This is a genomic window from Acidaminococcus hominis (assembly GCF_900291475.1).
Lineage (GTDB): Bacteria > Bacillota > Negativicutes > Acidaminococcales > Acidaminococcaceae > Acidaminococcus > Acidaminococcus hominis.
Window position 1 is genome coordinate 604,862 of the sequence record NZ_OLMM01000004.1, and the last position, 22,829, is coordinate 627,690.

Below are 22,829 nucleotides of genomic sequence, written 5' to 3' on the forward strand. Positions count from 1 at the left end.
ACGTTGGCACCGAGTTTCTACAATTTTTAAAGGATAGTCAGGTTAGACATAACAACCTTTAGCAGTATTACCGGTTAGGAAACAGCAGTGCTTCCGAATCAGTATTCGTAACGCTTTCGTCCAGTGGCTAATTAATCCCTAATTTTTCAGCAGACTGTTGGACAGCCCTGGTGGTTTCCCGGGACGCAATCTTGCTACGAGCAATATCGCGTTGACTTTCCCATGTTTAGCAGCATAAGAATTTTTCGGTAATCCGTCATTATGAAGACCCCCTATAGTAAAAGTCACACAAATTCAGTGTGCTAATTACAGTATGGGTACTCATGAATGATGTGGTAAGTATTTCCGGCAAGGTGGCTTAAATTCTGCGGTAAGGTGAAAAAAGCACCGTGCAGGTGGCCCTTAATCAGGCCGGAATATGCAACTTTGTAGGAACCGTATAATCCAAGCTGAAGATACATTGGGATTATTAAAGAAGACCGCTCCTATAAGAAACTGGTGCGAAGATGACTGAAATTCGTCCAAATGGAGATATATCTGGTTTCTATTGGTTTCAACCTAAGTAAATACTACAGGAAAGCACAGCGAAACAAGCTGGCAGCTGCTTAACTAAAGCTTACGCTTTCTTGAGAAAAGGAGAAGTCTGCCCTTTTTACAAGAATTTTTCTCCTTTTCAAAAGTTTACTGTGATTTTGGGGCACAAAAAAGGGGCTGTGAAAAATGATAACGCATTTTTCACAGCCCCCACAAAAAATGTGAAGCACCCATAAAATTTATTCAGCTACTTCTTTTTCCCATTCCAGTACATACTGAACAAAATACCGGACGCCCAACCCCAAGGCTTTTTCGTCAATATCGAAATAGGGGCTATGCTGGGGATACCGTTTGGCTTCATCATCAAAGCCGCCGCCCAAGAGCAACAAACATTTGGGATTGTAATACTTGGCAAAGTCTTCTCCACCCATCTGCAGCTCCCAGTCGATGATCTTGTCTTTGTCGAAAACCTTTGCACAGGCTCGGCGTCCCGTATCCACACAAGCGTCATCGTTGATCATAGGAGGTGGTCCGAAGTGATATTCGGTACGAATGGCAGCCCGAGTTGCGGTCCCGACGCCTTGGGCCACCCGTTCCAAAATATGGGGATAGTCTTCCCGCAGTTCCTTGTTAAAGGTACGAGCGGTGCCGGACAGATGTGCTTCGCCTGGAATCACGTTGGAAGTAGTACCGCTCTGGAAGGTGGTAACGCTGAGCACCGCCGGTTCCAAGGGATTGACTTCCCGGCTGACTACAGTCTGGAGGGTGGTGACAAATTCAGAACCGGCCACAATGGGATCTATAGTCTGATGAGGCAGGGCTCCATGGCCCCCCTTTCCTTCCACATAGATATCGAAGGTATCGGCAGCACTCATCACAGGGCCATAACGCAGGGAAACACAGCCTACTGGAATCTTACTCCAGATATGCAGCGCAATGAGCCGGTCACATTCCTTCACCAGGGGTTCTTCCTTCATATAGTAAGCCCCACTGTCCTCGATGAATTCTTCCGCAGGCTGGAACAGCAGCCGGACGGTAACTTTCAGTTGGTCTTTCATCCCCGCTAAAATTTTAGCCGTTCCTAGCAGGATGGTGATGTGGGTATCATGGCCGCAGGCATGCATGGTCCCTTCATTCTGGGATTTATAGGCTTCTGTTCCCAGTTCCGTGATGGGCAGGGCATCAATATCCGCACGAATACCGATAATCTTGTCCGAAGAATGGGGCCCCTTGATGGTGGCAATCACACCAGATTTGCAGGCCTTCACGTATGGGATACCCAATTTTTCCAGATATTCCATGATATATTTTTGGGTTTCAAATTCTTTCCAAGATCTTTCAGGATGCTCATGAAAATGTCTCCTCAGGGCAACCAGTTCTTCTTGGATTCCATTGACTCTTTCTTTTACATCCATTGTTCAACGCCTCCAGATTAAAATGGACCATAATTGATTTTTGTAGCAACCAGCAATGCAATCACGCAAACAACGCTCAAGATCAGCAGCAGCGGAGTCACGAATTTCCACCATTTCTTCAGCGGAATTCCGGCAATAGTTAGGAAAATCAGTAGAGTACCGCTGGTGAACCATGCCGAGTTGGTCAACCCATCCCCAAACTGGAAGGCCAGGATCATGGTCTGACGGGTCATCCCTACCAAGTCTGCCAGAGGGATTAAGATAGGCATAAGTGCCATCGCTTTGGCGGATCCAGAAGTAATTAACCCGTTGAACAAGGCAATAACAATCATGACGGCGATAGGAGTAAGGTATTTGGGCATAGCCATTAGAGGCTTAGAGATACCGTTAATGATTGGGTCGATGATTGCAGAAGCTGTCAGTATCCATTGAATCCCTCTTGCCAAGCCGATGACAAGTGCCGGTGTCAGACCATCCTTGACCCCAGCGATAATCACATTAACAAGTTTCCCAGCCGGGATTCTGTTGATCACTCCAGCTGCAATAGCCGTGAACAGGAAGCAGGCAGACAGGTCATTCATGGACCATCCCTTGGTGGAAACCCCCACGATGGAAGCCACAAACGTTACCAGGAACACCACAAGAGAAATGCTCTGCCGCTTATTCAGAGGCTCTTTCAATGTTTCGCTATAGTCGATGCGGAATTTGCTGTCATCCAAATCCGCTGTCAGGGACGCCCGTTTTCCGGATTTCACACCCCGGGCATAGCGCAGTACATAGATGGCCATGATAATGTTGGCGATGATCAGCAGCACCAGACGGAAAAGGAATCCGGAGAACATGGGCAGCTGAGCGATTTCATCGGAAATGCCCACAGTGTACACACTGGTGGGAGAGAAGGAGAAACTGATCATATCCACCATGGCGGAACAGGTGACGCCGGTCATCAAATCATAGCCCAACGCCAAGCAAAGGGATATGATGATGGGGATAAAGGGGACAATTTGTTCATTCCACCCCAGGAAACCGCCCAGGCAGCCAAAGACGAACATAATGGCGCAAAGGATTTTTTCAGATCCCATGGTATCTGATTTGGCCAGAACGCCTGCCATCGCCTTATCCAAAGTACCTGTCTGTTTGTAAACTTCAATGCACCCGGCCACCAGCATAACCAGGAACATCATGCTGGCACTGGATACCAACCCGTTGGGGATGGCCTGGAATATAGCCTGAGGTCCCAGATAGACTTTTGGAACACTGTGGAAGGAATTGGGAACCACCACAGTCACTCCGTTCAAGACTGTCCGTTCAAAGGCGCCGGGAGAAATTAGAAATGATAGCAGCCAGCAACCTACGATGACGGCAAATACAATGACAAAGGCATTGATTGTGCCCACTTTCTTTTTTTCCATTTTTCTCATCTCCTGTTGCATCTGTACTCAGTCACTGCAATGCAGCATTTACATCGACTTTCCCAATCATGGTCTTTAAGATTTCGATATCCGTCTGCTTCATTCCTACCTTTCCCAAATAACCGATATTTTTAATGGTCTCTTCGATATTTTTGCCAACAAGACCTTCGCCTTCCTTGAAGACCTGGCCGTGCATGCTCATATAATGGCCCATCAGGGCTGCATGGACGGCAGCGGAGATTTTGGCGGCACAGCTAGGTTTAGCACCATCGCAGACCATTCCGCCCACATTACACAAGGTATTGGTAATAGTATCTGCCACATGCTGGTAATCCCTAGTAGCCATCCAGGTAATGGCTGCTCCCGCTCCGCAGGCGGCATTGACTGCACCACAGAAAGCGGAAAGGGGGCCAATATAATGCTTGATGTAGACAGAAATCAAATCCCCTACAATCAGTGCCCGTAGTGTCTCATCGTGAGAGAGCCCCCATTCCTTGGCATAGACCAAGATGGGCATGGTAACGGTGATTCCCTGGTTGCCACTCCCAGCATTGATAACCACTGGTTTAGGGCATCCGCTCATCCGGGCATCACTCCCTGCTGCAGCAGCAGCCTCAGCCCTGGCCATGACGCTGTCCCCGATGGTCTCCCGGATAGTCCTTCCTACCTGGCTTCCCCAGGGATGATCAAGGCCTTCCTGGCTGATGGCTGTGTTGTCTTTGATTTCTGTGTCCAACACATCCCGCACTGTGTCTAGATTCACAGCAGTGGCGTATTCCAAGATTCCTTCTAGGGACATAAGGCTGCGATCAGCACCTTGGTGCTTTCCTTCCTTGGCTTCCAAGCTCTGGTCATAAAGGACTTGTCCATCCTGGACGACTTTATAGACATTGGTGTGGTTCCCAGAAAGAATCACTTCCGAACTATGTTTCTCGCCCCAGAGCTTCACATCGATGTACAATCCTGGTACCCCTTCCACCAGTTCCACATCGCACACATTCCGAGCCACCAGTTTCCGGCAGGCTTCCCTCTGTGCGTCGTTGACGCCAGCAATGACTTCCAGAACCTTAGATGGGTCTCCGCCACAGATACCCAGTGCCGCAGCCGCTGGAATTCCCTTCTGACCGTTGGAATTGGGAACGGTGACACCTTTCACGTTCTTAATCATGTTTCCGGAACAATCCACCTCGTAACGGACCACTTCTTCCGGCAGGTAGCTTTTTGCCTTAGCTGCGGCATAAGCAATGGCAATAGGTTCTGTACAGCCCATTGCGGGAATCAGTTCCTCATGTAAAATCCGCGAGTAATTATCCATGATTGCATCAGACAGTGCCATTTTGCTTACCCCTTTTCTTTAAACAATTTTAGATTATTATCCTTATTTTTAATATATCACTAATATGATTAGATTGCAAGAATTTTCTGAATACATAGTGTGCTACTATTAATTAACTAACAAGAGCAAAGAATTCTGCGGAGAATCTACTTTAGCGCTGTACTGCTTGCTAACTCCTAACGGCCATTGACCATTGAACGCTGACAAAAGAGGCTGCTGCACATGCTAAGGCCATACATGTGCAGCAGCCTCCCTTTCATTTTAACAAGGTAAAATCTTTCAGATCCTGTTTCAGCATTTTCACTGCTTTGGCACTATTTTTTTCCCGCAGAGCATCAAGGATGTCTTTGTGATGCCGGCAGTCGCAGGACATGTGAAGGTCCTGTTTGTCCACACCCCACCGGAACTGGGCGTAAGCCCGGGTCAGCCGTCTCATGCAGCCCTTCACCTGCTGATCGATATAATCATTTCCACAATCATGAATCAGTGTCACATGGAAAGCCAAGTTGGCCATCCAGTGCTCCCGAGGTGTCACATCATCCCGCAGGCATTCCTGGTTCAGTTGCTCCAGTTCGTCAATCTGACGCTGGTTAAGGTGTTCGGCCCGGCTTTGGAGGATTCCACCTTCCAGATAATAGCGGAATTCCAACATTTCCCGGATATCATCTATGGTCAGCCGGGTTACTTCGTAGCCATACCGGGGTATGTTCCGGAGCACTTGGTTCTCACATAGGGCAATCAGGGCTTCCCGTACTGGGGATTTACTGCACTGATATTTTTCTACTAGAGTTCCCTCATTCAGGATGTCTCCCGGCTCATAGACACCGGCATAAATGTCTTCCATGATAGCATCATATACTATATCCTTAAGGTATTTTTTCTTCATCCTGTCGCCCTCTTTCCCCCACAAAATCTCTTTTTATTATACTCTCTTTTTGGAAGGAATAAAAAAGAGATAGCGTAAAATATTTGTCTCTTAACGCAGCAGCATACAAAAAAGGCGATTCTCGCGAATCGCCCTTTCTATCTACGCATTTTCGATTTTTCCTTATAGGAACTCTCACAGTTCAGCCTGAAGGAAGCGTCTCTTTTTAGATGTGTACAATACCCAGTACCACTGCACAGGCCAGGGTAATCCAGCTCATGATCCACAGATACGGGGTGCAGAACTTCAAATGTTCTTTGATGGATACGCCGGTCAAGCCAATCAGTAGGAAGGTGGTAGCGTTGTGGGGGGTAACCAGGATGGTGAAGTCCTTACCAATCAGCATGGCCATGGCAATGTCATGGGCACTGGCCGCGAAGCGTTCGCCCATGCCGAGAACCAGCGGCATGAAGCCGAAGAAGAAGGAGTCGGTGCCCAGCAGCATGCCGATAGGACCGGACAGCGCGCCGATAACGATGGGCAGGTGAGCGCCTACTGCCTGGGGCATCAGATCTACCAGGATGTTGGCAATGGAAGTCAGCATTTTGGTGCCGTTCAGGATACCCAGGAAAACACCGGTGGTCAGCAGGATCATCGGGGTGGTCAGAGCTGCAGAGGCATGGGAGGAAACGGCTTTCAGCTGTGCCTGGCCGCCTTTAAAGTTCACAGCCAGTACCAAAGCCAAGCCGATCATGAAAGCGCCGTACAGAGGAATCTTGGTCAGGCACATCAGCAGGATAACACCAAGGGTAACCAAGGCGTTGAACCAAAGCAGATTTGGGCGCTTCAGCGCAGCTTTATCCGCAGCATTGCCGCTTTCTTCCATTTCCTCGGACAGTTCAGCAGCTTTGCCGGTAGGATTCAGGCCTGCACCGCGTTTCTTTTCCATAATACCCAGGTAGGCGGCAAAAGCCAGAACCAGCACAATACCTACGCCCTGCAGGGGCAGCAGTTCCTGCCACAGTGCGTTCACGTCCGTGTTAGTAACGATAGCCGTACGGGCCGTAGGACCGCCCCAGGGAACCAGGTTCATGATACTAATGGCTGCAGAGATGATGCAGCCCAGCACTACCGGGCGGATATGCAGCTTCTTATACAGCGGCAGCATAGCAGGAATGGTGATCAGCATGGTGCCGGCAGTAGTGCCGTCCAAGTGGGCTACGGTAGCGATAACGCCGGTGGCAACGGTGATCAGCACAATGTTGCTGCCAGCCCGTTTTACCAGGAATTTGATCAGAGGATCAAACAAGCCCACGTCGTTCATAATACCGAAGTATACAATGGAGAACAGGAACAGCACAGCCGTGGACATGGTGGTGCCAACGCCCTTTTTCAGGAACTCGAAGATGACCGCAGGAGCAAAGCCGCAAAGCAGGGCTGCTATAATAGGGACAATAACGAAGATAACCATGGCGTTGGACTTGCCGGAAATCAGCAAGTACACAATCAAGAAAATCATTAACAAACCTACAATACCGAGAAACATAATCTTACCACCTTTCGAATAGAGTACGAACCGTTTACTATGAGAGCTCGAATCTTTGTTGTCTTAATTTTAGAACCTTCTGTCAAAGAGTACAAAGACGGATAAGTTATCTCTGAAATAAAAAAGAGTTATCGGAGAAATTTGCGTATTTTTGTACCTAGCAAAACAGGAAAAGCAGTTCCCGGAATTATACTATGTTATTTTTTGCGGACTTTTCCGGTACTTTGTCCACAAAGTCCCGGAGCCAGCGCCCTCCGGCCCTTCCAGCCCAAAAATCCTGCTGAAAATTTGCCGCAAAAAATAAAAAGAATGGTTTTTGGGTTTATGGATAAAGCCCAAAAGCCATTCTTTTTTAGAATTTTACTTTTACCCCAGCCGTTCCTTTACTTGCTCCAGACTCAGGTTCTGCTCCCGGGCAATCCGGGCCAGGTCTTCGTACTCCACCTTTTCCCGGGTAACGCCGTAGCCTGCCGCGGTTTTCACGTGCACCGGGCCAAACTCTGTAGGCTCCGTGCGGATGCTCCGTTCCAGGGTATACCGGCGGCTGATGGTTTCCCGAATGCCCAGGGTGGTGGTGTGCCGGAACAGCAGCTGCACCAGCTTTTCCTTGTCTTTTTCCTGGCACATCACGGACAGCAGCACCCCCGGCCGGGATTTTTTCATTTGGATGGGGGTGGTGTAGACCTCCACCGCCCCAGCCGCAAAGAACTGTTCCTGGGCAAAACCCAGGGCTTCGGCGGTCATATCGTCCAGGTTGCATTGGAGTTCCACAATCTGGTCCCCGGCGTTTTCCGTTTCTCCCAGCAGCACCCGGACGCAGTTGGCGGCAGGGAAGTCCTTCTTCCCCAGGCCGTAGCCAATGGCAGTGGTTTTCATCACAGGCATAGAGCCAAAACGGGTGGCAAAATGCTTCAGGAGGGCGGCCCCCGTAGGGGTGCACAGTTCTCCCTGGATACTGCCGCCGTACATGGGCACGTCTCGGAGAATCCAGGCCGTAGCCGGAGCCGGCACCGGCAGAATCCCATGGGCACAGCGGACCTGGCCGCTGCCCACGTGAATGGGGGAAACGATGACCTGTTCCGGAGCCAGCTTGGCCATCAGCAGGCACACAGCAGTAATGTCCGCCACAGCGTCCAGGGTTCCCACTTCGTGGAAGTGGATCTGGGTCACGGGAATGCCATGGCTGTGGCTTTCCGCTTCCGCAATCAGCTGGTACACCGCCAGGACGTCCTGTTTCACCCCTTCCGGCAGCTGAAGAGCCCCTACGATTTGGGCAATATCCGCCAGGCTGCTGTGGTGATGGGTGTGAGCATGGTCGTGATGGTGCTCGTGGTCATGGTCATGGTGGTGCTCGTGTTCAGGCTCCTGGTCATGGTGATGCATCTCACCGGGCCAGTCTTCCGATTCTTCCTCCACCCCGTCCACCTTGACGGTGACGCGGGTGCCGCAGATGCCGCACTTGGCCGCGGCTTCCTTCTGTACCGTAACCTTGGGAATCCCCAGGCTATTCATTTCCTCAATAAAGCTGTCCGGATCCGGCAGCAGTTCCAAAAGGGCCGCCGTCAGCATATCCCCGGCGGCGCCCATGCCGCAGTCGATATAGATTGTCTTCATCGTTTCGCCTCCATATGGTTGATGCGGCTGGCCAGAAACCCAGCCCCAAAGCCGTTGTCGATATTCACCACGGATACCCCGCTGGCGCAGGAATTCAGCATGGACAAAAGTGCCGACAGCCCGTGGAAGGACGCGCCGTAGCCCACACTGGTGGGCACTGCAATCACCGGACAGTCTGCCAGACCGCCAATGACACTGGCCAGGGCCCCTTCCATGCCTGCCAAGGCAATGATCACGCTGGCATCCATAATTTCGTCCAAATGGGCCAGCAGCCGGTGGAGACCGGCCACCCCCACGTCGTACAGCCGGGTGACCTGGTTGCCCAGCACCTCCGCCGTGAGAGCCGCTTCTTCCGCCACCGGAATGTCGCTGGTGCCGCCCGTAGCCACCACAATGGTGCCCAGGCCGCTGGGCTGGGGCAGCTCCCCGATAATGCCCACCCGGGCGTCCGCATGGTAGTCCAGCTGCACCTGCCGGCCCACAGCTTCCGCCGCCTCCGGGGAAAGCCGGGTAATCAGGATGGGGTCCCCGCTCCGCTGCTGCAGCACCTGGACAATGGCCACCATCTGCTCCGCCGTTTTTCCGGCGCCGTAAATCACTTCTGCCGCCCCCTGGCGCAGTTTCCGGTGAAGATCCACCTTGGCAAAGCCAATATCTGCAAAGGGTGCTTCCTTTAGTTTTAGTTCCGCCTCTGCCACAGAAACCCGGCCGTCCCGGACCTCCCGAAGCAGTTTCCGTACGTCACTCATGCCGGGCCTCCAGGTCCAGCAGCACGTCCGTGTACAGGGTCTTCAGCTGCTTCACAATGGCCAGCCGGTGCGCCAACAATTTTTCCAGCTGGTCCGCCGGCAGCTGGAGCTTGGCCGTATTCCCCAGACTCCGCACCCGAAAGTCCGTAAACCCCAGGGAGAACAGGTAGTTTTCCGCCTGTTCTGTCCGGGCCAGCTTTTCCGCCGTAATGGTCTCCCCAGTAGGAATCCGGGTGGCCAGGCAGGCGTAGGAAGGTTTGTCCCAGGTAAAGAGCCCGGCAGCCTTGGACCGCTTCCGGATTTCCGTCTTGGTGAGCCCGCACAGCCGCAGAGGGGACAGCACGGACAGCTCCTGCAAAGCCTTCATCCCCGACCGGTCCGCCGCATCGTCGGAGGCATTGGTGCCGTCCAACAGCGTGGTGTACCCGTCCTGGGCCGCCTGTTTGCCAATGCCCGTAAAGATGACCTGCTTGCAATAGTAGCAGCGGTTTTTCGGATTGGCCACGACCGTTTCATTTGCCAGCACATTCGCCTGCATAATGGTCAGCTTGGCTCCCACCTGTTTCGCTAGTTTTTGCGCATCTTCTAGCTCAAACTGGGGCTGGAAAGCGGATTTTACGTAATAGGCATGGACATCTGCCCCATTTTGCAGGGCCGCGTACAGCAGATAGGAAGAATCCACCCCGCCGGAAAACGCCAGGGCCACCTTGGGATGGTCCTTAAAAAATTCAGCCAGTTCCATGTTTCACCTCATAAGATAGATAGCAAAGCGGGCAGCCATGCCTTTGGCACAGCCGCCCCACAAGATTTATTTTTTCAAAAGTGACGCCCGAACTACGCCCTTGGGGTCTTTCACCAAGAGCCGCACCAGCCAGATGACCAGGCCCAGGGCCACCACCGACAGCCCCAAAAAGCTGTCGTTAAGCATGGCCTCCGGTGCCGGGGTAAAATACCCTGCACCTTCCTCCAGATACCCAAAAATAGCGTCCCCCAGCCACATGATGGAAGCGCCCCAGTACAGCCAGCACAGGGTGCTCACCTGCATGTCATCCTGAGGTGCCTGCCGGTACCAGACCACCGTGCTGATAATAGCCGCAAACACCGTAAGCAGCAGCGTCATAGCTTACTCCTTGACCGTTACCAGCTCCGCCTTGGGAGCCCGGCGTTCCAGCACGTGGCTGACCAGCAGCATACCGCACCAGACCAAAGTAATGAGAGCCGCCATGGTAACCCCTACCGTCGCCATTTCCTTCAGCATTTCCGCTGTGCTGGCCGGATCACTGGCCGCCGTCAGGAACGGGAACCAGGGCACCACTTCCCCGTGCCAGACATGTTCAAAAGCCAGCAGGGCAGAGCCGCCCCAGAGCATTTTATTCAGCCAGCCCAGTTTCTTGGAAAAGGGCACCATTTCCGCAGCCGCAAAATGCTGCCCGTCAGTAACCACCTTTACTGCCTCCTGGGTTTCTTCTTTTCTTTTTGCCAAATGCGTCAGCGCCGTGGTTACCACAGCTTCCGTCATCGGAACAATAAAACATGCCATATTAAAGCCTCCCCTAACTAAAAATCTGCTTGGCCGCCTGGGAGCACCGCCCCCAAAGACAGAAAAAGGCATACAGCTTCTCGTCTGAAAAGCCGCATGCCTTCTTAGCATACAAATCATGGAAATTCCAACTGCTGCACAGCAGGACGCTTCTGCGTCCCAACCCCAGCTTCCTGCTGGAGAATACATAAAAATTATACCGCAAGCCTTGGTATTCGTCAACTTTTGGTTATACTACTGCAAGGCTTTAATCTGCTCTACGGCACTTTGAATCAGATGGGCAGGAGAAAAGTCCGTCACCCCTACAATCACATTGTCGCAGTGGTTGAAAGGAATCAGCACCCGCACCGCCTGACTTTGTCCTACCGCCCGAGCCATAACAGGCGTAATCTCCCCGTAGAGCGAATCCGCGATCACAATCCCCAAGGGACCCGCAATCACGTCCGCCTTCCGGCAGCCCACCACCACCGCATTCTCCCCGGTGGCCGCAATATCCGCTCCCGCCTTCAACATAGCCCCAGTGGCCGCACTGTTGGTGCCCACCGCCGTTACCTCTACTTCTGGCAGCTCCCGCTTGAGCGCATTCACCAGCTGCCGGCCAATCCCGCCCCCTTGGGCATCAATCACCAGTATCTTCACGCCAATCCCTCCTGGCTGCTAAAATCGTATAAAAACTTGCTAGTCCTATTATACCTGTACAAGAGAGCGGAGACAACGAGGAGCGGCAAATCCCCAAACTCCGAATCAGGTAATAGGCGCCGGGTTAAAGATACACAGGTCGTTGTGAAAGCCATAAATATCGCTATAGGGCTGTTTAACGCCGCTGGCCACGTCCAAAATGAAGTTAAAGATTTCGGTTCCCACTTCCGGAATGGTCTTTTCACCAGTAGCCACACCGCCTGCAGAAATATCAATCAAATCAAACCATTTATCCTTCATTTCATTCCGGCTGCACACTTTAATGACAGGAGCCACCGAAAGGCCATAAGGTGTTCCCCGTCCCGTCGTAAAAACCTGCAAACCAATACCGGAAGCTAGTTGACAGGGACCACAGACAAAATCAGACGCAGGTGTTGCCGCATAGATCAACCCATGTTTTGTAGGTTTTTCCGCCGGTGAAAGCACTTCCACAATGGGGCTGCTGCCGCTTTTGGCAATAGACCCCATGGCCTTTTCGACGATATTGGCCAAACCGCCTTTTTTGTTGCCTGGGGTAGGATTGGCGTCCCGGTCCACGCCTCCCTGGGCCAGATAATTATCATACCATTTCATTTCTGCGGCCAGTTTGTCCCGCACCTGTGCATTCACGCAGCGGGCTGCCAGCATATGCACTCCATCCCGCACTTCCGTTACTTCGCTGAACATGGCCGTTCCGCCGCCTTTGACCAGCAAATCTGCCGCATAGCCAACGCTGGGATTAGCAGTTAAGCCAGAAAACGCATCGCTGCCCCCGCATTGCAGGCCAATAACCAATTCACTTAGGGGCAGTACTTCCCGCTTTCTTTGGTTCAGTCGTTCCAGTTTTTTCTGGGCCATGGCCAAAATAGCATTCATCATAGCCTCGTGCCCAGGATAATCCTGAAGGGTCAAACAATTGTCCCCATTGATTTCTTCCGGTTCCAGCAGCCGGTCATAGGTCAGCTTTTCACAGCCCAGCCCTACTAGCATGATTTCCCCGCCAAAATTCGGATGGCGAATCAGATTACGGACAGCACGAATGGGCAACACCGCCAAAGGCGCATTAATAGCTACCCCACAGCCGTAAGGATGATTTACCGCCACCACATCTTCCACATTGGGATACAAAGGCAGCAGTTCCTGTTTAATTCTCTGCACAGCCGCATTTACCACACCCGCTGCGCATTGCACTGTGGTGACAATCCCCAGCAGATTACGGGTACCCGCAGGACCAACTGCATTGCGGTACCCCAGCCAAGTAGTACGGGGCGGATCCGGCAACTGCTCCTTAGCCACAATATGAGTGGCATAGGGCATATGTTCCAGGCCTGGGCTTTCCGGGAGTTCCAGCATATGTTCATTAATCCAACTGCCCACTGGAATATCTTTGTTGGCATAGCCCAGCACCACACCATAGCGGATAACAGGCTCCCCCTTGGGAATATCCACCAAAGCAATCTTATGAGACTGAGGAATGGGTTCCCGGGAAATCACTCCGGGAACGACTTCTGTACCCGCGGATAAATCATGCACAGCAATGCCTACATTATCCTTATCCGTTACTTTAATAATTAAAGGAGCACTCATGCTATTTTCTTCCTTTCATTTCATACGCTTTAGCGAAACGTCTTGTCCGCATAAGCCTGGAGCTCTGCCCGGCAATCGGGATGGGCTACGGCAATCATGGCCTGGGCGCGTTCTTTCAGGGACAGACCGGTCAAATGGGCCACGCCATACTCGGTAGCCACGTTCTGAACCAGGGCTCTGGGAGCGGAAATGGTGCTGCCTGCGGGGATGGTAGGCAAGATGTTGGAATGGCGGACGCCCTGTTTATCCACCCGGGAGGACTCGATGCAGATGTAGCCTGCGCCGCCCCGGGACAGGAAGGCGCCTTCCAAAAAGTCCAGCTGGCCGCCGGTGCCGGAAAGCTGCCGGGTGCCCACGGATTCAGCATTTTCCTGACCCATCAGGTCCAGCTGCACGCCGCCGTTGATGCTGATATAATTGGAAATGTTTTCCATCACCCGGGGATTATGGACGTAGTCCACTTCTGCCGGGTAGAACAGTTCGGGTTTTTCCTGAAGCCAATTATACAGCTCCTGGCTGCCGCTGGCCAGGTTCCAGGTGGACAGGCCGGTACGAACTTCCTTTTTGGCGTTGGTGAGCTTGCCGGCCTTATAGAGAGCCAGGAAAGCGTCACTGATGGTGCCAGTATGGCAGCCCAGGTTTTCCCGGTCGCTTTTGGCCAAGAGCTGAGCAATGGTAAAGGGAATGGTCCCTACCCCCAAACTCAGGGTAGCACCATTCGGAATCTCAGCCACTACATTTTGGGCAATCTGGATATCGGCTGCAGAAGGCTGCCGGTAGCCGGAGGTGATTAACGGGCCGTGTTCCCCTTCCACCAGGTAATCAGCATCCTCAATAGATACCCGGTGGGAACCGTCCACGCCCTGGAGGGTGGGCAGCTTTTCGTTGATTTCAAAGATAACGGTCCGAGCTTTTTGGATAATGGTTTTCCAGCAGTAGCTGGCAAGCCCCAGGCCGCAGTACCCATTGGCGTCGGGCCTAGAAACCGGCACAATGGCCACGTCCACTTGCAGGTAGTCCCGGTACATTTCCGGCAGCAGCCGCAGAATCATGGGCACAAAGTGCAGCCGCCCCTGGGTGAACAGCTTCCGTTCGTAGGCTCCCAAATGCCAGCTGTAGTACTGGAAATGCTTCATTTCCGGGTCACAGTCCACGGTATGGATAATGGGCTGGTACACCAGTCCGCCCCGGATTTTTACGTCCGTCAGCTCATCCCGGCGATTCGCCAGGGCCTGGTCCATGAGCTCGGCAAAGCCGCTGCCGAAGCCAAAATCCACCCAATCCCCACTTTGGATTACTTTTGCCGCTTCTTCCGGTGTTTTCAGCTTATTTTGATAGGTTGTAAGCATATACGGCCTCTTTTCCTTGTTGTTCTTTCCCTTCTCTAAAAGAAAACATACTGAATCCCTCTCATCAAAAGATTCAGCATGTTTAAGAGGGGTCATTCTATCTTAAGGAGTATTTATGTAATGAACGATTTTGTTATTCGGTCAAGTGGAAAGAGAAGCCTCCCCACTCACCTTGCAAATAAATAAACTTGATTTTTCCATTCTCATTGCGACGGATGGTGTCTTCCTGAAAGGTAATACCTTTCTTGGCCAAGTCTGCCATAGCAGCTTCCACATTTTCCGTTTGCAGGGCGATATGACCATGGGTGCCCCGCCGGGGATTTTTCATCACTTCAAAAGCTGAGCCTACAAAAATATGGGAATCATTTTCAGCCCCCGGCTCCATATTAAACAAACTGCATAATAGGGAAACCAGACTTTTGGCCTCAGCTTCATCGGCGCAATTGATTCCCACATGTTTTAACCGATAACTTACTTTTCCCTCCATGTGAACCTCCTTAGTCCTTCACTTCCAGGATTGCACCTTTATCGGCAGAAGATACCAAGGCAGAATATTTCTTCAAGAGAGGAGAGGTAGCTTTCACCACTGGTTTAAAGTGCTTGCGACGCTTCTCCATTTCTTCTTCAGAAACATCTACCGTAAGGGAACGGTTGGGAATATCAATATGAATTACATCTCCATCTTCCAATAGGCCAATGGGACCGCCTGCAGCGGCTTCCGGAGAAATATGGCCGATACAGGGCCCACGGGTGGAGCCAGAAAAGCGCCCGTCCGTAATGAGGGCTGTACTCTCGTCCATACCCCGGCCTACCAGAAGTGCCGTTACCAGGAACATTTCCCGCATGCCGGGACCGCCTTTAGGCCCTTCATACCGCAGCACAATAACTTCACCAGGATGGATATCTCCAGCTTCCAACGCTGTAATGGAATCTTCCATACTGTCAAAGACCCGTGCCTTCCCAGTAAACTGGTGCATGGAGGGTTTTACCCCGCTGGCTTTCACCACAGCTCCATCAGGGGCTAGATTACCATGGAGAATGGCAATACCGCCCTGCTTGTTTTTGGGTTTGCTTCTGGGGAAAATTACATCATTTTCCACCAACGGCTGGGCTTCCAAAATTTCTTTAATGGTATGCCCGGTTACCGTCAGTTGGGAATCATCAATCTTATCTTGGATGGCCTTCAGTACTGCAGGAATACCGCCAGCATCATGGAGTACATCCACCGCATATGCGCCAGAAGGACGCAGATTGCACAGATAAGGCACATCCCGGCTGATCTGGTCAAAATCCTTCAGATCCAAATCCACCTTGGCTTCATGGGCGATGGCCATCAAATGCAGTACCGAGTTGGTAGAAGCCCCCAGGGCCATAACGGCTTTAACCCCATTCAGCAGCGCCTGTTTGGTCAGTATCTTTCGGGAGTTCAGATTTTCCCGGACTTCTTCCACAATGCGTCTGCCACTGGCCCGTGCCAGCCGTTTCTTTTCGGAAGATACGGCTGGAGCTGTTCCCATTCTAGGCAAGGTCAAACCCAATACTTCTGCCAACGCAGACATAGTATTGGCCGTACCAAACATGGAGCAGGAACCCACCGTTGGCAGGGAAGCCATTTCCATTTTCTGCAACTCTTCAAAAGACATTTTTCCCACCTGATACTGGCCTACGAATTCCCGCAGATTGCTCAGGCAGATATTGTCCTTGCCGCAGCCCTTGCCTGCCAGCATAGGGCCGCCAGTTACCACAATGGCCGGAATATCCAGCCGCGCAGCAGCCATCAGCATGCCGGGGACAATTTTATCACAGGAAGCAATCAGCACAACCCCGTCCAGCTGGTTGCCTTCCACCACTGCTTCCACCGAATCAGCAATCACTTCCCGGCTGGGCAGAGAATACCGCATCCCACAGTGACCTTGGCACAGGCCATCGCACAAGGCAATGGTGTCAAATTCCCGGGGCAGGCCGCCTGCCGCCAAGATACCATCGCTGACTTCCCGGGCGATTTCCCGCAGATGAATATGACCGGGGACCAGTTCGCTAAAGGAGTTGGCAATACCAATCATAGGCTTGTGGAAGTCTTCTTCTTCCAGGCCCATGCTATATAGTAGGGCCCGGTTGCCGCTGCGGTCCACTCCGTTGACCAGAATGCCGCTGCGGTTGTGTTTATAAATCATATCATTTTTATCACTCATGGAGACACCTTCTTCCATTCATATCATTTAAATTTATCGATGCTCCTAAAGTTCCAGGCCTTTTTCGAAAGCCTTTTGGTTGCTGTCAATAACCTTCTGTTTCCCGCCAAAACGGGCAATGATGCCCTGCTTGACGCTTTCCGGCTTCAGCAGCCCGGTCTTCTTCATCATGGCACCCAAGGCAATAAAGTTGGCACTTTGGATGCTCCCCAGTTCTACAGCCAGCTGGCGGAAAGGATAACCCAGCGCTGTGCCTTTGGCACCTGCCTTGGGTTTTACTTCGTCAGAATCGTAGAACACCAGGGTATCATCTGTAAAGCTGTCCACATACCGGTCATAGGCCACTTGGGCCAGGCACAGGATAATGTCGGGCACCGCAATGTTGGGATAGCCAATCAGTTCATCGCTTAAGATAACATCCGTCTTGGTAAAGGTCCCGCGGGCTTCTGAGCCGTAGGAAGCACTCATGGTTGCGTTCAGGCCTTCTTCATGCAGGGAGGCTTGGCCCATGACTTCACCCACGGACACAACCCCCTGGCCGCCTACACCGGACAATACGATTTCTTTTTTCATCTTTATCCCTCAACTTCCTGCGCATCGATAATCTTCTTGTAGCTGGTATAGTAGTCTTCCCGGGGCGCATTCTTCAGGCAGCCTACCACCAGTTTCCCAGCCAGTTCTTCTTCCGTCATTTTGGCGGCCTGGGCCACCGTGACGCTCTGGTCGTTCATCAGTTTCATCATCTTGGAAGCTTCGCCCAGCTTGTTGAACTTGCCATAGTGGGTGGGGCAGTCGGACATGACCTCAATCAGGGAGAACCCTTGTACCTGCATCCCTTCCTTGATCAATTTACGGATCAGTACGGGATTGTAGACAGTAGCACGGCCTACATAGGATGCACCTGCCGCAATGGCCAGCTTGCAGATATCGAAATTCTGTTCTACATGGCCGTAGGGAGAGGTTTGGGTAATGCTGTGGGTAGGGGTGGTAGCGGAATACTGGCCGCCGGTCTGCCCATAGTTGTAGTTGTTGGAGATAATGGCCGTTACGTTGATGTTACGCCGGGCTGCATGGATCAGATGGTTGCCGCCGATGGTGGTGCCGTCCCCGTCGCCCATGGTGCACAGCACGTGCAGGTCCGGGTTGCCCAGGGCTACGCCCGTAGCGGCTGCCAGGGCACGGCCATGGGTTACGTGCATGCAGTTGATGTCCAGATAGTCGTCCACACGGCCAAAGCAGCCGATGCCGCTGACCAGGGCAATATCATGCTTGTCCAGGTCCAGATCCGCCATGACCTGGGCAATGGATTGCAGGACAATACCGTGCCCGCACCCGGCACACCAGGTATGGGGCAATTTATTGAACAGCATATAATCCTTATACGATTTCATTATTTCGTACCTCCCTTGTAAGCATCCACAATCTGCTGAGGAGTAATCAGCACGCCATCCGTCCGGTTGGCTTGGATTACCTGGCAGCCATAGTCGTTGAACTTCCGGACTTCACCGGCCAATTGGCCCATGTTCAGTTCGGCAACCACCACGGTCTTGGCTTGTTTCAGGGCTTCCCGGATTTCCTTTTCCGGCATGGGCCATACGGTTACCAGCTGCAGCAGCCCGGCCTTGATGCCCTGCTTGCGCAGCAGCTGTACGGCGTTCAGGGAGCTCCGCACAGAGCAGCCAAAGGAAATCAGGATTACGTCAGCATCTTCCAACTGGTATTTCCGGGTGATGGTAATGTCATCCACGTGTTTTTCAATCTTGTCCAGCAGGTAATGGGTTACCCGGTTGATGTTTTCCGGGGAGGGGTTGAATTCACCCTTTTCGTTATGGGTAGAACCGGTGGTGCGCATCAGGAGGTTTCTGTCCCCTACAGCCACCATGGGCGCCACTTCCGCGTTTTCATAGTTGTACGGCCGGAAGTCCTTTTGGGCAGTGCCAGGAGCCGGGGCCTTGCGGTTTACGATTTCTTCCGGTTTTACCGGGTGGATGGTCAGGGTTTCCCGCAGGTGCCCCACCACTTCATCGGCCAGGAAAATTACCGGGGTACGGTATTTTTCGGCCAGGTTGAAGGCCGTAATGGACAGGTCGTAGCAATCCTGTACGGAGGAAGGAGCCAGGGCAATGATGCTGTGGTCCCCATGGGCTCCGTACCGGGCCTGCATCAGGTCGCCCTGGGCCGGTTTCGTAGCAGCACCGGTGGACGGGCCGCTACGCTGCACATCGTATACCACGCAGGGCAGTTCGGACATGATGCCCAGGCCCAGGTTTTCCTGCATCAGGGAGAAGCCAGGACCGCTGGTAGCGGTGAAGGCCTTCTTCCCAGCCAGGGAAGCACCCAAAAGTGCTGCCATGGAGCTCAGTTCATCTTCCATCTGGATGTAGATGCCGCCGTGGCGAGGCAGTTCCTTGGCTGCGCTTTTGGCAACTTCTGAACTGGGAGAAATAGGATAGCCTGCGAAAAAGCGGGCTCCGGCAGCAATGGCACCGGCGGTCATTGCTTCGTTACCTTCCATGAATTTCTTTTCTTCTTTAGCCATTCTATTTGACCTCCACTTCTATAGCAAAATCAGGACAGCGCATCTGACACAGTTTGCAGCCAATGCAGTCCTCCGGACGGGCAACTACCGGATAGTCCCCGTACTTTTGATCAAACACCTGTTTGGGGCACAGTGCCGAGCAGATTCCGCACTGTTTGCAAAGCTTATCAGTGATGATAACGTCAAATTTCCCTTCCATGGTATCCCTCCAAATATGACCTGATTTCAGCAGGTTAAGTAATGTCGTTATCCCTTATGGGGATGGTTGATAATATATAAAGGTTCTTTGCCTTGCAGCAGATCATCTATAGCCTGAGCGCAATTCATAGCTACAGCCGTTACTGCTTCTTCACTGAGCGCAGCCGTATGCGGCGTCCCGATAAAGTTGGGCAAGGTAAACAGCGGATTATCCGAAGTTGGCGGTTCTTTTTCATATACATCCGTTCCAGCAGCGGCAATCTTATGGTTTTTCAAAGCTTCATAAACAGCTTCTTCATCCCAAATAGCACCCCTGGAAACATTTAATAAAATGCCTGTTGGCTTCATATGGGAAATGGATTCCGCATTCAGAATATGAAACGTGCCCTGATTTAACGGCAGATGGGGTGAAACGATATCAGCCTGTTCCATCAGTTCGTCCAAAGTATCTACAAATTCGATCCAATCCGGGAATTTGCTGCGGTCTACAAACTTGTCATAGACCAGAATCTTCATTTGGAACCCGAAGTGGGCAATTTTCACAGCTTCCATACCTATGGGTCCAATGCCAATGCTGCCGAAGGTTTTGTACCGGGCTTCATGGGTTTCTACCGTATCCCGGCTTTTCCAGTTTCCTTGCTGTACTTGATTGTTCAGCTGGGGAATCTGACGCAGGCAGGCAAGTGCCAGCGTAATGGCATGTTCTGCCACTGAATAGGTATTGCAGCCCCGGGCCAGAGTGACTGTAACGCCCTTGGCATCACAGGCCGGCAGGTTGATATTGTCATACCCGATGCCATAACGGGCAATGATTTTCAAATTTTGGGCAGCCCCAATCACAGCTGGCGTATATTTTTCCGTGCGGGCAATAACTGCATCCACAGTGGCTATGGCTTTTTTCAGGGTTTCCTCATCGCTGCCGGGTAATTCCACCAGTTCATAGCCTTTCTCCAATAGGAAATCTCGAGCTTTTGGTTTTAAGGCTTTCGGAACCAAAATTTTGTACATACACAGGCACCTCCTAAACAGCTGCAGAAACAAGTAAGAAAAATGTTTTTATTCACTGCTAATAAACATATTCTTATATTTATTAGTTTAAATACATGGCTTTTAAATTCTTTTACTAGAAAATTCCTAACTTTCTTTTATCTCTCGACTTTATTGTAAAAGGAAAGCAACTATAATTCAAATTGTTAATATTTAGTATTAGACTTAATTTTTTTAACTAGAAATCTATTTGAAATTATAAAAGGAGGAACTTAACCATAAATTCCTCCTTTTGAAATATTAGATGAAATACTGGGCAACCAGCAATTCAAATAGACCAAAGAAAGCCATGATCAAAGAAACTGCTGTCTTACAAGATAATTGTTCCTTTAGGTCAGAAACCCCAAACAGTCCGTTCCAAACCCAGAAACCGGAGTCGGTGAAATAACCAAAGGAAATGGCACCAACGCAGCAGGACAGGGACATCAGCAGCGGGCTGATGGTCAGCTGCCCCATCAACGGCATGGTCAGGGAAGCCGCCGTAACAATAGCCACCGTTGCGGAGCCCAGCACAATACGCATCAAAGCTGCAATGCAGAAGGGAATCAATACCGCAGGAATGGGCATAGCCACAACCATGGAGCCCAGGATGTTGCCAATACCGGACATCCGAACCACATAGCCCAGGGAACCGCCTACACCTGTAATCAGCATAATGATGCCGGTATCTTTAATTCCGTCGTTCATGATGTTCAATACTTCCTTGGTATCTCTATCAGGGACTAAGCCATAGATGGCAATCAGCGTACCAATCATCAGTGCCACAATGGGGCTGCCCAGCAGGGCAATCAGTGGATAATAGGACGCGTCCTTAGGAATCCCCACTAAATCCAATACCGTTTTCATTAAAATCAGCAGAATAGGAATCACAATAGGCGCTGCGGAAATAGCCAGGCCCGGCAGGTCCGTACGATTCAGGAACTTGTCCAACAATTCAGTAGAAGCCTGTCTAAATTGGGTAGGATCGGAAGGACGAACGTATTCATCATCTTCGTTTACAACTTGATAAATCTTTTTGCCGATCCATTTGCAGTAAGGGATGATAATCAGCAACATAGGAATAGAAAGTAAGGCACCACCAGCAATCATCTGTCCCACATCCACGTTCAGCATACCGGCTGCGGCCAAAGGTCCAGGAGTCGGAGGCACTAGAGAGTGGGTCAGCTGCAGGCCGCAGGCCAGGGACAAGCCCAAACCTATAACAGATTTACCTGTTACCTTGGAAATAGCCTTGCACAGAGGGCAGAGCATAACCACCGCAGAGTCAGCAAATACGGGAATGGAAACTACCCAACCGGTAACCCCCAGGGCCCATTCTTCATTGCCCTTCCCTACCAATTTGATAAAGCTGACGGCCAACCGTTCAGCAGCGCCGGACTTTTCCAGTACAGCACCCATCATTACACCTAGCCCAATGATAATACCTGTGCTAGCTAAGGTATTGCCAAAGCCACTGCTGATGGCGTTGATTACGCCCACAATCGTATGACCATCAGCAGCCTTTACCGAAACAATGGGCATGCCGCCAATAATACCTGTAATTAATGCTGCCAAAAGCATGGCGATAAAACTATGAACTTTTGTTTTAGCCACCAGGATAATCATCGTAATAATCCCGATGCCCAGGCCCAAAAGCATTCTTGTCGATTCAGCCATTTATAATACCCCTTTTCTCATAATCGGTTTGCCGTGAATAGTTTCTTCTGCCAATGCTTGCTGTTTTTGCACAAAGTATCGCTCCAGGCAAAAACAACCGTGTTCTCTTTACCGTACCAGGCAGGGAGACTTGGCATCGAATTTCCAACCCGGAATCAAGTACTGCATGGTAATAGAATCATCACGACCGCCCAGGCAGTGCTGCTTATAAAGCTCATGAGCTTTCAGGACCTGTTCCCGGTCAACTTCTACGCCCAGGCCCGGCTTAGCCGGCACCCGAATACCGCCATCCTTGATTTGCAGGGGTTCCTTAGTCAGACGTTCAGTGCCTTCCTGCCAAATCCAGTGCGTATCCAATGCATTGTACTCACCGGGTACAGCAGCACCTACCTGCACACACATGGCCAAAGAAATATCAAAATGGTTATTGGAATGGCTGCCCCAGGTATAGTGGCACGTTTGTCAAGACCAAAATCGATGAATTTCTAAATGTATCAGGCAGCAGACATTGCAGCATTGAGCAGCAGTGCCGGGAAGTAGCGCTCTGCTGGCGGGACGTTCCCGATGGCTGA

Annotated in this window: 21 protein-coding genes and 1 pseudogene; all 22 read right to left on the reverse strand. The window is 51.5% G+C overall.

Annotated features, from left to right (window positions below; translation table 11 throughout):
• Positions 1-773: 773 nt before the first annotated feature.
• Positions 774-1,949, reverse strand: coding sequence for a M20 metallopeptidase family protein (locus C7E10_RS06350; RefSeq protein ID WP_105326491.1), 1,176 nt, complete (start codon positions 1,947-1,949; stop codon positions 774-776).
• A 17-nt stretch (positions 1,950-1,966) separates the two neighbouring features.
• Positions 1,967-3,361 (reverse strand): YfcC family protein, encoded by a 1,395-nt coding sequence (locus C7E10_RS06355; RefSeq protein ID WP_200820205.1) that lies wholly within the window; start codon positions 3,359-3,361, stop codon positions 1,967-1,969.
• 31 nt (positions 3,362-3,392) lie between these two features.
• Positions 3,393-4,697: an L-cysteine desulfidase family protein gene (locus tag C7E10_RS06360; protein ID WP_231086349.1), complete on the reverse strand. Its 1,305-nt coding sequence runs from the start codon at positions 4,695-4,697 to the stop codon at positions 3,393-3,395.
• Between the two features lie 256 nt (positions 4,698-4,953).
• Complete coding sequence (locus C7E10_RS06365; protein ID WP_231086350.1) at positions 4,954-5,583, reverse strand: GntR family transcriptional regulator; 630 nt, start codon at positions 5,581-5,583, stop codon at positions 4,954-4,956.
• Positions 5,584-5,788: 205 nt separating this feature from the next.
• The gene (locus C7E10_RS06370; RefSeq protein ID WP_105326494.1) at positions 5,789-7,108 is read right to left on the reverse strand and encodes a CitMHS family transporter; all 1,320 of its coding nucleotides are present in this window, start codon (positions 7,106-7,108) and stop codon (positions 5,789-5,791) included.
• A 366-nt stretch (positions 7,109-7,474) separates the two neighbouring features.
• Positions 7,475-8,722 carry a nickel pincer cofactor biosynthesis protein LarC gene (gene larC / locus C7E10_RS06375; protein ID WP_105326495.1) on the reverse strand — a complete coding sequence of 416 codons (1,248 nt, stop codon included), beginning with the start codon at positions 8,720-8,722 and terminating at the stop codon, positions 7,475-7,477.
• Positions 8,719-9,471 carry a nickel pincer cofactor biosynthesis protein LarB gene (larB, locus tag C7E10_RS06380; RefSeq protein WP_105326496.1) on the reverse strand — a complete coding sequence of 251 codons (753 nt, stop codon included), beginning with the start codon at positions 9,469-9,471 and terminating at the stop codon, positions 8,719-8,721. Before larB ends, larC begins: the two co-directional genes overlap by 4 nt.
• Entirely contained in the window at positions 9,464-10,213 is a 750-nt protein-coding gene (larE, locus tag C7E10_RS06385; protein WP_105326497.1) for an ATP-dependent sacrificial sulfur transferase LarE, read from the reverse strand. Before larE ends, larB begins: the two co-directional genes overlap by 8 nt.
• A gap of 66 nt (positions 10,214-10,279) precedes the next feature.
• Positions 10,280-10,591, reverse strand: a complete 312-nt coding sequence (locus C7E10_RS06390) for a hypothetical protein (protein ID WP_105326498.1) — start codon at positions 10,589-10,591, stop codon at positions 10,280-10,282.
• A gap of 3 nt (positions 10,592-10,594) precedes the next feature.
• Positions 10,595-11,011: a hypothetical protein gene (locus C7E10_RS06395; RefSeq protein ID WP_105326499.1), complete on the reverse strand. Its 417-nt coding sequence runs from the start codon at positions 11,009-11,011 to the stop codon at positions 10,595-10,597.
• 234 nt (positions 11,012-11,245) lie between these two features.
• Positions 11,246-11,650 (reverse strand): DUF3842 family protein, encoded by a 405-nt coding sequence (locus C7E10_RS06400; RefSeq protein ID WP_105326500.1) that lies wholly within the window; start codon positions 11,648-11,650, stop codon positions 11,246-11,248.
• Between the two features lie 105 nt (positions 11,651-11,755).
• The gene (gene garD, locus C7E10_RS06405) at positions 11,756-13,276 is read right to left on the reverse strand and encodes a galactarate dehydratase (protein ID WP_105326501.1); all 1,521 of its coding nucleotides are present in this window, start codon (positions 13,274-13,276) and stop codon (positions 11,756-11,758) included.
• Between the two features lie 29 nt (positions 13,277-13,305).
• On the reverse strand, positions 13,306-14,625 hold the full coding sequence (locus C7E10_RS06410; RefSeq protein WP_105326502.1) for an acetyl-CoA hydrolase/transferase family protein: 1,320 nt from the start codon (positions 14,623-14,625) through the stop codon (positions 13,306-13,308).
• 133 nt (positions 14,626-14,758) lie between these two features.
• Entirely contained in the window at positions 14,759-15,112 is a 354-nt protein-coding gene (locus C7E10_RS06415; protein WP_105326503.1) for a VOC family protein, read from the reverse strand.
• Positions 15,113-15,122: 10 nt separating this feature from the next.
• Positions 15,123-16,817: a dihydroxy-acid dehydratase gene (gene ilvD, locus C7E10_RS06420; protein WP_105326504.1), complete on the reverse strand. Its 1,695-nt coding sequence runs from the start codon at positions 16,815-16,817 to the stop codon at positions 15,123-15,125.
• Positions 16,818-16,862: 45 nt separating this feature from the next.
• Positions 16,863-17,390 (reverse strand): 2-oxoacid:ferredoxin oxidoreductase subunit gamma family protein, encoded by a 528-nt coding sequence (locus C7E10_RS06425; RefSeq protein WP_199614548.1) that lies wholly within the window; start codon positions 17,388-17,390, stop codon positions 16,863-16,865.
• A 2-nt stretch (positions 17,391-17,392) separates the two neighbouring features.
• Complete coding sequence (locus C7E10_RS06430) at positions 17,393-18,208, reverse strand: thiamine pyrophosphate-dependent enzyme (RefSeq protein WP_105326506.1); 816 nt, start codon at positions 18,206-18,208, stop codon at positions 17,393-17,395.
• Positions 18,208-19,356, reverse strand: a complete 1,149-nt coding sequence (locus tag C7E10_RS06435) for a 2-oxoacid:acceptor oxidoreductase subunit alpha (protein WP_105326507.1) — start codon at positions 19,354-19,356, stop codon at positions 18,208-18,210. Before C7E10_RS06435 ends, C7E10_RS06430 begins: the two co-directional genes overlap by 1 nt.
• Before the next feature lies 1 nt (position 19,357).
• A complete protein-coding gene (locus C7E10_RS06440; RefSeq protein ID WP_105326508.1) occupies positions 19,358-19,555 on the reverse strand; it encodes a 4Fe-4S dicluster domain-containing protein in 198 nt (65 codons plus the stop codon).
• Between the two features lie 47 nt (positions 19,556-19,602).
• On the reverse strand, positions 19,603-20,562 hold the full coding sequence (locus tag C7E10_RS06445) for a hydroxyacid dehydrogenase (protein ID WP_105326509.1): 960 nt from the start codon (positions 20,560-20,562) through the stop codon (positions 19,603-19,605).
• Positions 20,563-20,841: 279 nt separating this feature from the next.
• Positions 20,842-22,257, reverse strand: coding sequence for a GntP family permease (locus C7E10_RS06450; protein ID WP_105326510.1), 1,416 nt, complete (start codon positions 22,255-22,257; stop codon positions 20,842-20,844).
• A gap of 108 nt (positions 22,258-22,365) precedes the next feature.
• Positions 22,366-22,719 (reverse strand): annotated as a pseudogene (locus tag C7E10_RS06455) (enolase C-terminal domain-like protein); the annotation flags it as partial.
• Positions 22,720-22,829: the final 110 nt, after the last annotated feature.

What these genes read in the sequence shown, in the direction of transcription:
- C7E10_RS06425 (WP_199614548.1), bottom strand. Translation starts at nt 17,390, where the DNA reads ATGAAAAAAGAAATCGTATTGTCCGGTGTAGGCGGCCAGGGGGTTGTG.
- C7E10_RS06370 (WP_105326494.1), bottom strand. Translation starts at nt 7,108, where the DNA reads ATGTTTCTCGGTATTGTAGGTTTGTTAATGATTTTCTTGATTGTGTAC.
- C7E10_RS06395 (WP_105326499.1), bottom strand. Translation starts at nt 11,011, where the DNA reads ATGGCATGTTTTATTGTTCCGATGACGGAAGCTGTGGTAACCACGGCG.
- C7E10_RS06445 (WP_105326509.1), bottom strand. Translation starts at nt 20,562, where the DNA reads ATGTACAAAATTTTGGTTCCGAAAGCCTTAAAACCAAAAGCTCGAGAT.
- larE (WP_105326497.1), bottom strand. Translation starts at nt 10,213, where the DNA reads ATGGAACTGGCTGAATTTTTTAAGGACCATCCCAAGGTGGCCCTGGCG.
- C7E10_RS06415 (WP_105326503.1), bottom strand. Translation starts at nt 15,112, where the DNA reads ATGGAGGGAAAAGTAAGTTATCGGTTAAAACATGTGGGAATCAATTGC.
- C7E10_RS06450 (WP_105326510.1), bottom strand. Translation starts at nt 22,257, where the DNA reads ATGGCTGAATCGACAAGAATGCTTTTGGGCCTGGGCATCGGGATTATT.
- C7E10_RS06390 (WP_105326498.1), bottom strand. Translation starts at nt 10,591, where the DNA reads ATGACGCTGCTGCTTACGGTGTTTGCGGCTATTATCAGCACGGTGGTC.
- C7E10_RS06410 (WP_105326502.1), bottom strand. Translation starts at nt 14,625, where the DNA reads ATGCTTACAACCTATCAAAATAAGCTGAAAACACCGGAAGAAGCGGCA.
- C7E10_RS06440 (WP_105326508.1), bottom strand. Translation starts at nt 19,555, where the DNA reads ATGGAAGGGAAATTTGACGTTATCATCACTGATAAGCTTTGCAAACAG.
- larC (WP_105326495.1), bottom strand. Translation starts at nt 8,722, where the DNA reads ATGAAGACAATCTATATCGACTGCGGCATGGGCGCCGCCGGGGATATG.
- C7E10_RS06435 (WP_105326507.1), bottom strand. Translation starts at nt 19,356, where the DNA reads ATGGCTAAAGAAGAAAAGAAATTCATGGAAGGTAACGAAGCAATGACC.
- larB (WP_105326496.1), bottom strand. Translation starts at nt 9,471, where the DNA reads ATGAGTGACGTACGGAAACTGCTTCGGGAGGTCCGGGACGGCCGGGTT.
- C7E10_RS06355 (WP_200820205.1), bottom strand. Translation starts at nt 3,361, where the DNA reads ATGGAAAAAAAGAAAGTGGGCACAATCAATGCCTTTGTCATTGTATTT.
- C7E10_RS06430 (WP_105326506.1), bottom strand. Translation starts at nt 18,208, where the DNA reads ATGAAATCGTATAAGGATTATATGCTGTTCAATAAATTGCCCCATACC.
- C7E10_RS06350 (WP_105326491.1), bottom strand. Translation starts at nt 1,949, where the DNA reads ATGGATGTAAAAGAAAGAGTCAATGGAATCCAAGAAGAACTGGTTGCC.
- garD (WP_105326501.1), bottom strand. Translation starts at nt 13,276, where the DNA reads ATGAGTGCTCCTTTAATTATTAAAGTAACGGATAAGGATAATGTAGGC.
- ilvD (WP_105326504.1), bottom strand. Translation starts at nt 16,817, where the DNA reads ATGAGTGATAAAAATGATATGATTTATAAACACAACCGCAGCGGCATT.
- C7E10_RS06365 (WP_231086350.1), bottom strand. Translation starts at nt 5,583, where the DNA reads ATGAAGAAAAAATACCTTAAGGATATAGTATATGATGCTATCATGGAA.
- C7E10_RS06360 (WP_231086349.1), bottom strand. Translation starts at nt 4,697, where the DNA reads ATGGCACTGTCTGATGCAATCATGGATAATTACTCGCGGATTTTACAT.